11 protein-coding genes and 1 tRNA gene are annotated in these 12277 nt (G+C 55.1%); 8 read left to right on the top strand and 4 right to left on the bottom strand.

What is annotated here, in order from left to right:
* Positions 1-203: 203 nt before the first annotated feature.
* The 6 genes from PSSD_RS01490 to PSSD_RS01465 all read left to right on the top strand — a co-directional run bounded on the left by PSSD_RS01490 (position 204) and on the right by PSSD_RS01465 (position 6495).
* The gene (locus PSSD_RS01490; RefSeq protein WP_039327081.1) at positions 204-509 is read left to right on the top strand and encodes a PTS sugar transporter subunit IIB; all 306 of its coding nucleotides are present in this window, start codon (positions 204-206) and stop codon (positions 507-509) included.
* A gap of 61 nt (positions 510-570) precedes the next feature.
* Positions 571-912, top strand: coding sequence for a PTS lactose/cellobiose transporter subunit IIA (locus PSSD_RS01485; protein ID WP_058968976.1), 342 nt, complete (start codon positions 571-573; stop codon positions 910-912).
* Positions 905-2221 carry a 6-phospho-beta-glucosidase gene (locus tag PSSD_RS01480; RefSeq protein WP_058968973.1) on the top strand — a complete coding sequence of 439 codons (1317 nt, stop codon included), beginning with the start codon at positions 905-907 and terminating at the stop codon, positions 2219-2221. Before PSSD_RS01485 ends, PSSD_RS01480 begins: the two co-directional genes overlap by 8 nt.
* An 87-nt stretch (positions 2222-2308) precedes the next feature.
* Positions 2309-3661 carry a PTS cellobiose transporter subunit IIC gene (celB, locus tag PSSD_RS01475; RefSeq protein ID WP_058968970.1) on the top strand — a complete coding sequence of 451 codons (1353 nt, stop codon included), beginning with the start codon at positions 2309-2311 and terminating at the stop codon, positions 3659-3661.
* A gap of 163 nt (positions 3662-3824) precedes the next feature.
* Positions 3825-4442, top strand: a complete 618-nt coding sequence (locus PSSD_RS01470; protein ID WP_058968966.1) for a glutathione S-transferase family protein — start codon at positions 3825-3827, stop codon at positions 4440-4442.
* Between the two features lie 10 nt (positions 4443-4452).
* On the top strand, positions 4453-6495 hold the full coding sequence (locus PSSD_RS01465; protein WP_058968963.1) for a 2Fe-2S iron-sulfur cluster-binding protein: 2043 nt from the start codon (positions 4453-4455) through the stop codon (positions 6493-6495).
* Between the two features lie 3 nt (positions 6496-6498).
* Here the strand turns inward: PSSD_RS01465 and bglB are convergent, their stop codons facing one another.
* Both bglB and PSSD_RS01455 read right to left on the bottom strand, forming a co-directional pair.
* A complete protein-coding gene (bglB, locus tag PSSD_RS01460) occupies positions 6499-7641 on the bottom strand; it encodes a beta-galactosidase BglB (RefSeq protein ID WP_058968960.1) in 1143 nt (380 codons plus the stop codon).
* Between the two features lie 3 nt (positions 7642-7644).
* The gene (locus PSSD_RS01455; protein ID WP_058968958.1) at positions 7645-8727 is read right to left on the bottom strand and encodes an alcohol dehydrogenase catalytic domain-containing protein; all 1083 of its coding nucleotides are present in this window, start codon (positions 8725-8727) and stop codon (positions 7645-7647) included.
* 267 nt (positions 8728-8994) lie between these two features.
* Here PSSD_RS01455 and PSSD_RS01450 point away from each other — a divergent pair, with 267 nt between their 5' ends.
* Positions 8995-10281 carry an MFS transporter gene (locus tag PSSD_RS01450; RefSeq protein WP_058968956.1) on the top strand — a complete coding sequence of 429 codons (1287 nt, stop codon included), beginning with the start codon at positions 8995-8997 and terminating at the stop codon, positions 10279-10281.
* On the opposite strand, the gene PSSD_RS01445 is transcribed toward PSSD_RS01450, so the two are convergent.
* Together PSSD_RS01445 and PSSD_RS01440 are read right to left on the bottom strand one after the other, a co-directional pair.
* Positions 10253-11245 carry a LacI family DNA-binding transcriptional regulator gene (locus PSSD_RS01445; RefSeq protein ID WP_058968953.1) on the bottom strand — a complete coding sequence of 331 codons (993 nt, stop codon included), beginning with the start codon at positions 11243-11245 and terminating at the stop codon, positions 10253-10255. The two genes, PSSD_RS01450 and PSSD_RS01445, sit on opposite strands and share 29 nt — an antisense overlap.
* A gap of 203 nt (positions 11246-11448) precedes the next feature.
* Positions 11449-11524 (bottom strand) — tRNA-Phe (locus PSSD_RS01440).
* 194 nt (positions 11525-11718) lie between these two features.
* On the opposite strand from PSSD_RS01440, the gene PSSD_RS01435 reads away from it, so the two are divergent.
* Positions 11719-12277 (top strand): PAS domain-containing protein (locus tag PSSD_RS01435; protein ID WP_153011390.1); only part of this gene is annotated, 559 nt, incomplete at its 3' end.

Raw genomic sequence — 12277 nt, 5'->3', positions numbered from 1 at the left:
CCTGCTTAAAACAGCGCTTATTAACGATAAATTAAAGCACCGATCACACTCATGAAAAATATTTTCACAAACAAAGATAATTCAATTCACTGATTATTAATGACTTATCTCACATTCATCAGAAAATCGTCTGTCCAGAGGGTATTTACAGCACCGCAGAGACGGGTCTTAAATGGCCCCGACAAATCACAGAAGGAAATCATATGCGTATCGTACTTTGCTGTGCAGCAGGGATGTCCACCAGCATGCTGGTCACCAAAATGCAGAGCGCCGCACAAGGCCGTGGACTGGCGATTGATATCAAAGCGGTACCGGTGGCGGAATTTGAACGCATCCTACCCGATGCCGATGTGGTGCTGCTCGGCCCCCAGGTGCAGTTTGAAGCTGCCCGTCTAACCGCCATCGCGACACCGCAGGGCAAGGCTGTCGCCGTCATCGACATGATGGATTACGGCATGATGCGCGGCGAGCAGGTGTTGGATAAAGCCCTGGCGTTGCACACCGCTTAATTCACCCGTTTTACCCAACTCTACTGATTGAAACACGGCCCTGTGCTGTGGGGGATTCTGCATGTCCGAAGACGTGGTTATCGATTTTGAAGAGCAAATCATGTTGCTGCTGGTTCAGGCCGGTGCAGCCCGCAGTGCAGCGCTCAGCGCACTGCGACTGGCGCGTGAAGGCCAGTTTGCTGCCGCTGAACAGCAATTAGCCTCTGCGAAAGAGAGCATCAACGGCGCGCACCAGCAGCAAACCGCGTTAATTGGTCTTGATGAAGGCAGCGGCAAACTCGCGGTCACCCTGATTTTGGTACATGCCCAGGATCACTTGATGAACGCCATGTTAATTCAGGATCTGGCGGGCGAAATCATAGAACTCTACCGCCGCACTGCGGCAGGAGGAACCGATGCTTAAGATGGCGATTATTGGTGGTGGCAGCAGCTATTCACCGGAGCTGGTTGAAGGGATTATCAATCGTTATGCACAACTGCCGGTCACGGAGTTGGCGTTAGTGGATGTGGAATCGGGACGCGAGAAGGTGAATATCATCGCCGATCTCACGCGCCGGATGCTGCAGAAGAGTGGTTTAGAGCAGGTTAAAGTCAGCGTCCACTTTGAACTGGACGATGCCATTCGCGGTGCCCGCTTTGTACTGACACAATTGCGCGTAGGCCAACTGGCAGCGCGTGCCGCCGATGAGCGCCTGGGCCTGAAATATGGCCGTCTCGGCCAAGAGACCACCGGCGTCGGCGGTTTTGCCAAGGCTCTGCGTACCATTCCGGTGATGCTGAATATCGCGCGCAAAGTGGAAGAGCTGGCTCCCGATGCCTTTATCATCAACTTCACCAATCCCGCGGGTATCGTGACGGAAGCGGTATCGTGCTACAGCAACGCCAAAATTATCGGGCTATGTAACGTGCCGGTGAATATGCATCATATGATTGCTGGCATGCTCAACGCGTCACGGGATGAGGTACAGCTGCGCTTTGCCGGGCTAAATCATCTGGTGTGGGTGCATCAGGTCACCTGTCGGGGCAAAGATGTCACTGCACAGGTGATTGAACAACTCTGTGACGGCCAGTCACTTACCATGAACAATATCAAGGATATGCCGTGGTCGCCGACGTTCCTGCGTGCGCTCAACGCCATTCCATGTCCTTATCATCGCTACTACTGGCAGACACCCCAGATGCTGGCCGAAGAGCAGCAAAAAGCGCAAAACGGCCATGAAGGTACGCGTGCAGAGCAAGTGATGAAGGTGGAAGCCGAGCTGTTTGAGCTGTATGCCGACCCGCATCTGGCGCACAAACCGGAGCAGCTCAGTTTCCGTGGCGGCGCTTATTACTCGGAAGTAGCGGTCGAGTTGATCAGTGCGATTCATAACAACAGCGGCAAGAATCTGGTGGTGAACTGCCGTAATAACGGCGCGATCCATGGCCTGCCGGATGATGCGGTGGTGGAGGTCAATTGCCTGGTGGATGCCCAAGGCGCGCATCCGCTGATGTTTGGTGAACTGCCGCCGCTGATGAATGGCCTGACGCAGCAAATCAAAGCCTTTGAACGCCTGACCATCGAAGCAGCAGTGCACGGCGATCGCCATCAGGCGCTGCTGGCGCTGTTGGGCAACCCATTAGTCGGTGATGTTGCCACGGCGGAAGCCCTGCTGGCAGAGGTGTTGACGTTGAATAAGCCGTGGTTACCCCAGTTCACCCATCACGCGTAATGCCGTAGCGGCGCAATTTATTGCGCGATGAATCGCGCCGCTACCGAGCCCATTATATTGTTGTGCCATTGAGCCTGAGGAGGCCCTGTGTCCAACCGAACTTTTATTGAACGTTATGTGTTGCCCGCAGCGCTGAAAGTCGCTGGCCAGAAGCATGTGCTCTCGGTGCGCGACGGCATCATTCTCAACATGCCCTTTATGCTGATTGGCAGTTTCTTCCTGATCTTCGCTTACCTGCCCATCCCGGCATGGGGCCATCTGATGGCGGATCTGTTTGGTGATAGCTGGCGCAACAAACTGCTCTATCCGGTACGTGCCACCTACGACATCATGGCGCTAATCTCCAGCTTCGGTATCGCCTATCGTCTGGCGGAGAAGTACCGCACGCTGGACCCGCTCACCAGCGGCGCAATGGCATTAGTCGCCTTTGTGATGACCATTCCACAGCAGACGCTGTTCGCCCCGGTTGAAAATGCGCCCGCACAGCTGGTGACCGGCGTACTGCCGATCTCGATGATTGGTAGCCAGGGCTTGTTCGTGGCGATTGTGATTGCGCTGATGTCGACGGAGATCTATCGCTTCGTCCACAGCCGCAATCTGGTGATCAAGATGCCGGAAGGCGTTCCCCCTGCGGTGGCGAAATCCTTTCTCGCGCTGGTGCCGGGTTTCTGTGTGCTGGCGGTGGTGCTGGTGATCCGTCTGGCCGTGGAAGCCTCACCTTTTGGCGATATTAATAATCTGATCGCCACGGTGATTGGGCTGCCGATGCATCACGTGGGCGGCACGCTGCCGGGCATGATTTTCTCGGTGCTGCTGATTGGTATCCTCTGGACCCTGGGCCTGCATGGCGATGCGATTGTGCTGGTGTTTATCCAGCCGGTATGGCTCTCCAACATGAGCGAAAACCTTGAGGCGTTTCAGCATAACCAGCCGATTCCGCACATCTTCACGCAGCAGTTTTATGATTTGTGGATTGCACCCGGCGGCACCGGGGCGCTATTGGGGTTGGTGATTTTCATGCTGATCCGTTCACGCAGCCGTCAGATGAAGCAACTGGGTAAAATTGCCGGACCGGCAGCCCTGTTCAACATCAGCGAGCCACTGGTGTTTGGCCTCCCGCTGGTGATGAACCCGTACCTGTTCCTGCCTTTTATCCTGACGCCCGTGGTGCTGGTGATCGTTTCCTGGGCGGCAATGACCACCGGATTGGTCGCGCCACCCGCCGGCATCGCCCTGCCGTTTACCACTCCGATTTTTGTCAGTGGCTATTTAGCCACGGGCGGCCATATCTCCGGTACGGTGCTGCAAGTGGTGAATCTGGCTATCTCAATGGTGATCTACTATCCGTTCTTCCGCATCTGGGATCGCCTGAAACATCGCGAAGAGCAGCAAAGCGAACAGCAGGCGCAGGCTGTGACCGGCAACCCGGTGGTTTCATAACATATCTGTAGGGTGGCCTGCTGGCCGCCCTGCCTCACATCCCTATTCTTCCAGTTTCCGCAATAATGACTTTGCAAACCCGGCTATTCTGCCGTGCCACAGGCTGTGACAACCTTTAGACAAGGTTCGGGATCGCCCCGGCCACCACTAAAGGATATCGCTGATGAAACTCTACCACTTCCCACTCTCTGGCCATGCGCATCGTGCGCGCCTGTTCCTGTCACTGCTTGGCTTGCCACACGAGGTTATCGATGTGGACCTCAAAGGCGGCGAACACAAAACGCCTGCCTTCCTCGCTATGAATCCGTTCGGCCAGGTACCGGTGCTGGAAGATGAAGGTGTTTATATCTCCGACTCCAACGCCATTCTGGTCTATCTGGCGAAGAAATCGGGTCGCCACGAATGGCTGCCAGAAGATGCATTGGGAGCAGCGCAGGTGCAGCGCTGGTTATCGGTAGCAGCGGGCGAACTGGCTTACGGCCCTTGCGCGGCGCGCTTGATCACCGTATTTGGCCGCCCTTTCAACCCGGATGAAGTCATCGCCCGCGCGCATGCGATTTTGGCGCTGATGGAGCAGCATCTGACCGGACGCGACTGGCTGGTCGGCGATCATCCCACTGTCGCGGATGTCGCGCAGTACAGCTATCTCATCGGTGCACCGGAGGGCAATGTGGATCTCTCCGGTTATCCGGCGGTCAATGCGCTGCTGCGCCGCATCGAAGCGTTACCCGGTTTTGTCCCCTTCCCCCAAACCGCTGCGGGTCTGCGCAGCATCGCGTGAGTGAGCCATCATGGGCGAGAAATTATCGGTATGGCATGCAGGTGAAATAGCCCTGCAACAGCAAGCGGGCGTGGCCGAACGTATGGCAGAGGTCGGTCAACGTGTGATTCGCGATTTCATGCCCGATCAGCATCGCGACTTCTATGCACAGTTGCCGTTTATCGTGCTGGGCAGCGTCGACGCACAAGGCGATGCCTGGGCCACGCTGCTGGAAGGTCAACCCGGATTTATTTTCTCGCCCAACGCCACCACGCTGGATATTGAAGCGCAGCCGGACGCCCGCGATCCGGCTGCGGCGGGCATCATGGATGGCGCAGCGGTTGGCCTGCTCGGCATTGAACTGCATACCCGCCGCCGTAACCGTATGAACGGGGTATTGAGCACCATCGGTGGAGGGTTGCGGGTGCAGGTCACACAGAGTTTTGGTAACTGTCCGCGTTACATCCAGCTGCGTGATTATCGTTTTGCTCGCCAGCCTGACGCGCCTTTTGCGGGTGATGTTGAAGAATTGAACGCACTGGATGCGGAGGCTCGCACCACCATCGCCACCGCCGATACGTTTTACGTCGCCACTTACGCGCACCAGCAAGTGGATGCCTCACATCGAGGCGGCAAGCCGGGCTTTGTGCGGGTCGATGACGATGGCCTGCTGACCATCCCCGATTTTAACGGCAACCTGTTCTTCTCCACGCTCGGTAATATCCATCAGAATGGTAAAGCCGGGCTGCTGTTTGTGGATTATCACAGCGGCGACACGCTGCAGATGACCGGCGATGCCCGCGTCATCCTCGACTCCCCCGAAATTGCCGCCTTCCAGGGTGCCGAGCGATTATGGACCTTTCGCGCTCGCCGCATTGTGCGCCGTCGGGCGGCACTGGCCTTGCGCTGGCGCAGCCATCCCGAGGGCATTTCACCCGCCTCTGAGATGACCGGCGACTGGCAATCTGCCGCCAAACATTTACTCGCCAGCGAACTGGCTCAGCGCTGGCGTCCATTCAAAGTGACGAAAATTGTCGATGAGAGCGCCTCAATTCGATCCTTCCATCTGATGCCGGATGATGGCGCGGGTTTATTGCCGCATCTGGCCGGGCAGCATCTGCCGATTCGCGTGACCTTGCCCGACACAGAGAAACCGCTGATTCGCCACTACACCTTATCGGTCGCGCCATCGGATGGCTTTTACCGCATCAGTGTGAAGCGCGATGGCGTGGTCTCAAGCTACCTGCACGATCATCTACAGGTGAGCGATCGCCTTGAAACCCGTGCTCCCGCCGGAGATTTCACCCTTGATGCCAGCGAGACGCGTCCGGCGGTTCTGCTCGCCGCAGGCGTCGGCATCACGCCGATGCTCGCGATGCTGCGCCACTTGGTTTTTGAAGGGCGTCGCAAACAGCGCATGCGTCCCACTTACTTTATCCAGTCGGCACGCAATAAAGCTGAACGCCCTTTTGCACGCGAGTTAGATACGCTGTTGGCGGCTGCACAAGGCGGGTTCAGGCTGATACGCGTGCTGAGTCACACCGAGGATGCAGAAGCGGGTTTTGATTACGATGTTGCCGGACGCATTGATATGGCCCTTCTCTCCCAGATGCTGCCGTTCAACGACTACGACTTTTACTTGTGCGGGCCGCCGCCGTTCACGCAGGCACTGTATGACGGGCTGCGCAGCTACAACATTACCGACCAGCGTATTCACGCCGAGGCTTTTGGACCGTCATCACTGGTACGCCACACTGATAGCGCAGAGCCTGCAACGCTATTGCCGCCCGTGGCAAACAGCACCGTGCCAATCAAATTTATAACGTCATTAAAAGAGGCACGCTGGACGCCGCAAAGCGGTTCACTACTGGAATTGGCTGAAGCGCGCGGACTGAGCCCGGAATACAGCTGTCGCGAGGGCCATTGCGGCAGTTGCAAAACCCGACTGCTTAAAGGTGCCGTGACCTATAAAACGCGACCAAGTGCCAAAGTGGCAGAGGATGAGGTTTTGATATGCTGCGCGGTTCCGGCGCAGCAGGAGGGCGAGATTGAGGCGATTCAGTTGGATTTATAACACTCACAGATAGACGTGCAGATATTCGCTCAGGCACAGGATCGCCATCGCCTGGCCATAAGGCATCGGCGTGAGCGGAATCTGGCGGTAGTAATCGAGGTTGCTGCCCATTTCAGTGCCGAAGGACGCCTGTTGTAACTCGCCATCCTCACTAATATTGGCTACCACCGCCTGTATCGCCTTCATCCCGATAGTGGCATAACGTTGATCGAGATAGCGCTTCCTCACTCCTTTCAGGATGCCATAAGCAAACCCCGCAGTGGCCGAACTCTCCAGATAGGCGTCACGATCGTCTAACAGCGTATGCCACAAGCCACTCTCGTCCTGCCATTCAGCCAGACTGCGCACCTGATGCTCCAGCACCTGTAATAAATAACGGCGCGTGGCATCCTGCTCTGGCAACTGCAGCAATTCAATGAAATCCGGGATCGCCACGGTGATCCAGCTGTTACCGCGCGCCCAGCGTGCACGCGAAAAGTTGTGATTGCCGTCGAAGGTCCAGCCGTGGAACCACAGGCCGGTTTCACGATCCATCAGATACTGCACATGGAGCAGAAACTGGTATTTCGCCTCTTCGACAAATTCTGGCCGATTCAGCAGCAAGCCGATCTTCGCCAGCGGCATCACGGTCATCATCAGCGTGTCATCCCACAATTGCTGGTGGTTCTCTTTGTGGATGACCACATGCTGCAAACCTCCCTGCTCGGTGCGCGGCATTTCATACATCACCCACTCCGCCCAGCGCGTGAGGATGGGCAGCCACGCCGGATTGCGCGTCTCCTCATAGCGATAGGCCAGCGTCAGCAGTGGACAAACGGTGTTAACATTTTTGGTAGGTAAACCGCGATCAATCTGCGTTTTGAACCAGTCATCAATCACCGCACGCATCTGCTCGTCACCGGTTTGCTGGTAGTAGTGATAAATACCGTACAGCCCAACGCCGTGGGTCCACTCCCATCCCGCCGCCCAGCCTTTGGCATCAATGATGCGGCCATCATCAAGGTGCAGTGCAAATTCGCCGCTACGATCTTCGATGTGAATCAACTTGACGGTGAGCTTGTGGATCAGCGCATGGACATCATCACGCGCGATAAAATGTTCTGGCTGGCGTAGCAGCGCACTGTGTTTAACCGCATGTAATTTCATCGTTTATCCTGCCTGTTGGTCGGGAATCAGCAAAATTTTGATGGCTTCGGCCGAGCCAAAGGTGCTGAAGGCCTGCTGCCACTCGTCCAGTGAGAAACGATGCGTCACAATGCCGTCGGCGGTAATGAGCTTACGGCGGAACAGATCGATCACCGTTTCGTAGGTGCCAGGGCTGAGGTGCGCACCGCGAATATCCAGCTCTTTACGGTCACCAATGATCGACCAATCCACCGTAGTTTCCCGGCTGAACACGCTGAACTCGACAAAGCGCCCTAACTTACGAATCATCTGCAGGCCTTGATTGACGGCGGCTGGATTGCCCGTGGCCTCGATGTACACATCGCAGCCGTAGCCATCCGTCATGGCCTTCACCTTGGCAATCACATCCTCCTCAAGCGGATTCAGCACCACATCAGCACCGAGCTTTTTCGCCAACTCGAGGCGGAACGGCATGGTATCAATGACGATCAGCTTTTTAGGCGTTTTCAGTTTGATGGCTTGCACCATGCCCAATCCCAACGTGCCCGCCCCCGCCAGTACCACCACATCATTGAACTGGATATCGCCGCGATTCACCGCATGCACCGAGCAGGAGAACGGCTCAATCAGGGCGCACTCCTCTTGCGACAGCGTATCCGGGATTTTATGCACCCGGCTGGTGGGTTTAAAGAGCATGTATTCCGTCATGCCGCCGTCGGCATCTTCTGCCTGGAAGCCGTAAATATCGTGCTTTTCGCACATCCAATATTGACCATTACGGCAGAAACGACATTTATCACAGGGGACGATTTGTTCGGCAATCACCCGGTCGCCCACGCTGACCGCAAAATGCTCGAGTGCACCAGCTCCCGCTGCGCGTACCACGCCGTAAAATTCGTGCCCCGCCACCACCGGCGTTTTCACATAGCGCGGGAAAGTGTCATTGCCCCAAAACATCGGTGCACCGTGATAGCAGTGATAATCGGAGGCGCAAATCCCGCATGCGCCCACCTTCACCAGCAGTTCATTCACACCTGGTTCCGGCAGCGTGCCGCTTTCCAGTCGATAATCTTCAGGGCCGTAATTCACCAGCTTTTTAATCTGCATCTGTTGCGCCTCTCATTGGCTGACTTCGCTAGAGAAACGTTAAAATGTTTTCGTGAACATTTCTATTTGACGAAGCGTGTTCTGTGATCGAGTTAACACAGGATCACATATAGATATTAAGTTCATATAGTTAGACATACTCCACACAAAGCCCCATAACTTGCTTTGAGATGGATCTCTCACTTCAAACAATAAAATGTTTACGTGAACATCAATCAGATTAGTGTTGCCCATAATCACCTCATCCATTAACAAGAGAGCAACATTATGCAGCACACAACAAGCAGGTACTGGTTTGGCTTGCCACTCAGTCTGGCAGGTGGCTATGTGGGTCTGTTTATGTTTATGGCGGGAGATGGCTTTGAGCTGGCCTTTCTCTCGAAATACATCGTCTCGATTGGCTTCACTCAGGCTGATGCCTCCTTCGTGATCACCGTCTATGGCTTAGCCGCAGCACTCTCGGCGTGGGCGTCGGGCGTCATTGCAGAGGCAATTTCGCCGCTAAAAACCATGAAAATCGGCTTGGCACTGTGGCTGATTTTCCATGTGCTGTTCCTGTGGCTGGGATTGAAACAGGCCAATTTCGGCCTGATGGTGCTGTGCTATGCACTGCGCGGCATTGCCTACCCGCTGTTCTGTTACGGCTTCCTGCTCATGATTGTGCAGAACGTGAAGCAAGAAAACGTCTCGGCGGCCAGCGGCTGGTTCTGGGCAGCTTACTCTCTGGGGATTGGAGTGATTGGTAGCGGTTTGCCTGGACTACTGATCCCGTTGATCGGTGAATTCAACATGCTGTGCATTTCGCTGCTGTTCGTTGCCGCCAGCGGCGCGATTGCCTTCAGTGCGCTGCGTGGCATCACACATCATTCAGCTTTGCAGGATGCAAGTCTCAGCACCCGACTGAAAGAGTTGCCCAAAGCCGCCACGCTGCTGATTCACAATCGCGCCATTGCCTGGGCATTTGTGGTACGCGTGATTAACCAACTGGCGGTGTTTGGTTTCTCTGTGATAATGCCGTTCCAGTTTATGAAAATTGGCTTCACTCTGGCCGCCTGGTTGCAGGTGTGGGCACTCTTTTTTGCCAGCACCATTGTTTTCAACATTTTCTGGGGAATCGTCGCGGAAAAACTTGGGCTGCTTCGAGTGGTACGTTGGTTTGGCTGCGTGGGATGCGGGGTGGCGTGCCTGTTGTTCTACTACGTGCCACTTTATGTCGGACCAGAATACTGGGCCGCCGTGATGTGCTCGATCGTACTGGGTTTCTTCATGTCAGCCTTTGTGCCCATGACAGCGCTGTTCCCACGTCTGGCACCTGAGCACCAGGGTGCAGCCATCTCGATATATAACCTTGCTGCAGGCATGAGCAATTTTGTTGCTCCAGCCATTGCTACACTGGCGCTGCCGTTACTGGAGGTCAAAGGCGTGGTGTTTATCTACAGTGGATGCTACTTCGCGGGGGCACTGATTACCTTGCTGATTGGTTTAAAACCACAGCCTCGCAGTCAGGCGCAGTCCTTCTCAGCCGCTAGCGGTGGTTCTTCAGGAAGCCATTGATCATGGTGCGCTGCTGCCATGGGCGCTCTTCAATCGCGGCGATCAGGTTTTCCGCTACAATGGTCGCCCATTGTTTGTAGTCGTGCACCACGCAGCAGTAATGGAAGCCGTAATCCTCGGCATTGGGGATATCATCAATCGAGAGGAAGTCGGCTTTTTGCAGACGCCAGCGCGTCGCGATGTTGCGCGCTGCCAGCGAGATCGCACCATTAATCCCGATAATGGCGTCATATTGCGCCTCGTTAGATGAAAAGTGGCTGGCGATAATCTCTTTGGCTCGATCATAGCGATAATCAGCGTACAGGCGAGTGACCTGCACTTCACTCGCCACTTGCTGGCAGAAGCTGTTGATCCGACGCTGAGTAATGCGTGAGTCCTGCTGACCGCCGATGATCAGCACATTGCGATAGCCCTTCTCATTCACCACAGAAGCAATCAACTCACCGGCGCGCTGGTCATTCACGAATACCGCCGGCAGGGTGGCATCAAACTGTCGATCAAACTGAATCAGCTGCGTGCGTGAGTTTTGCAGCACCTTGAGATGGCTGACGTCGTAATCATCGCTGTCGCGGATCACGGAAAGCACGATCCCTGCCGCTTTGTAGCTGACCAGGGTATTGATCGCCTTGGCTTCGGATTCCCGCTCCCCGCGCGTGGTGAAGATCATCACCGAATAGCCTTTCGTTTCCGCCAGCTTGCACAACTCCTGAATCACATAGGAGTAGCTCTGGTTGAAGGTGTCATCGGCAACGATACCGATAATCGGGCTTTGCGTGGTTTTGATGTTCTGCGCGAATACGTTAGGCACATAGCCCATCTCATCCGCGATTTGCAGGATCTTGTCGCGCGTCTTGGCTTTCACTTTTTCCGGGGAGGTAAATACGCGAGAGACGGTAATGCTGCTGACGCCAGCGACCTCGGCAATGTCATTGATGGTGGGCGATTTGTGGTCGTTAACACTCATGGACAGGTTCACTTCGCAGCAGCAAAAAACGGATTATAACATCGGTTTTTCAGGGCGATAGTTGATCTGGCCGCTAAACAGCATGGTTTGATGATTTGAATAAGAGCCGTGCATTACTACAGCATTTACTTGTTCAATAATGAGGGGTTGATGCGATCTCTGAAAAGCAAAAACCCAGCCATAAGGCTGGGTTTTCAGAATGTTGGTGCCCGGACGCGGAATCGAACCACGGACACGGGGATTTTCAATCCCCTGCTCTACCGACTGAGCTATCCGGGCAACGGGGCGCATTAAACCCTACTGAGGCCGCACCGTCAAACGCTTTTCTGCAAAAACCCGCTGACTGCTGGCTTTTACAGCAACCTTCAGACCATCCGGTAAATAAATTGTGCAACTACCAACTTTAGCGGTGAATTTTTAACCGCACCCGCCGATAACCGATCTGACGACAAATACCCATTATAAGGTCCACCATGTTTAGCACGATTACATCGGGAATCCTGTCGCGTCTTGCGTGGCAGAAACGCGGCAATAGCAGCGCAACGCTTAACTCGTTGCAGGATGCGATTGCCATGATCGAATTTACACCGGAAGGCAAGATTATCAGCGCCAATGAGCTGTTCCTTGAGCGCATGGGCTATACGCTGCCGGAAATTGTCGGCCAGCATCACAGCATGTTCTGTACTGAGGATTTGATTCACTCGCCGCAGTATCGCGACTTCTGGCGCCGCTTAAATCGCGGCGAAGGCTTCAGCGATAAATTCCTGCGCGTGGCAAAACACAGCCGCCCTATCTGGCTCGAAGCCAACTACGTGCCGGTGCAGGATCGCAGCGGTCGGGTGATCAAGATCGTGAAGCTGGCGAGTGACATCACCGCACGCATCATTGATGCACAGGAGCAGCGCGCCATGACCACCGCCATTGAGCGTTCGATGGCGGTTATCGCCTTCAACCTCAAAGGCGATGTATTGATGACCAATGACAACTTCCTACAAACCATGGGCTATCGCGCCAGTGAGGTGGTTGGCGTAC

This window comes from Type-D symbiont of Plautia stali (assembly GCF_001485335.1).
Classification (GTDB): domain Bacteria; phylum Pseudomonadota; class Gammaproteobacteria; order Enterobacterales; family Enterobacteriaceae; genus Pantoea; species Pantoea vagans_C.
The sequence above is the reverse complement of the archived record's forward strand: the minus strand, read 5'-3'. Positions and strand labels throughout refer to the sequence as shown.

Bases quoted from the DNA above. Each gene is read 5' to 3' on its own strand.
- PSSD_RS01490 (WP_039327081.1), top strand. From the start codon at position 204: ATGCGTATCGTACTTTGCTGTGCAGCAGGGATGTCCACCAGCATGCTG.
- PSSD_RS01485 (WP_058968976.1), top strand. From the start codon at position 571: ATGTCCGAAGACGTGGTTATCGATTTTGAAGAGCAAATCATGTTGCTG.
- PSSD_RS01480 (WP_058968973.1), top strand. From the start codon at position 905: ATGCTTAAGATGGCGATTATTGGTGGTGGCAGCAGCTATTCACCGGAG.
- PSSD_RS01470 (WP_058968966.1), top strand. From the start codon at position 3,825: ATGAAACTCTACCACTTCCCACTCTCTGGCCATGCGCATCGTGCGCGC.
- PSSD_RS01465 (WP_058968963.1), top strand. From the start codon at position 4,453: ATGGGCGAGAAATTATCGGTATGGCATGCAGGTGAAATAGCCCTGCAA.
- bglB (WP_058968960.1), bottom strand. From the start codon at position 7,641: ATGAAATTACATGCGGTTAAACACAGTGCGCTGCTACGCCAGCCAGAA.
- PSSD_RS01455 (WP_058968958.1), bottom strand. From the start codon at position 8,727: ATGCAGATTAAAAAGCTGGTGAATTACGGCCCTGAAGATTATCGACTG.
- PSSD_RS01450 (WP_058968956.1), top strand. From the start codon at position 8,995: ATGCAGCACACAACAAGCAGGTACTGGTTTGGCTTGCCACTCAGTCTG.
- PSSD_RS01445 (WP_058968953.1), bottom strand. From the start codon at position 11,245: ATGAGTGTTAACGACCACAAATCGCCCACCATCAATGACATTGCCGAG.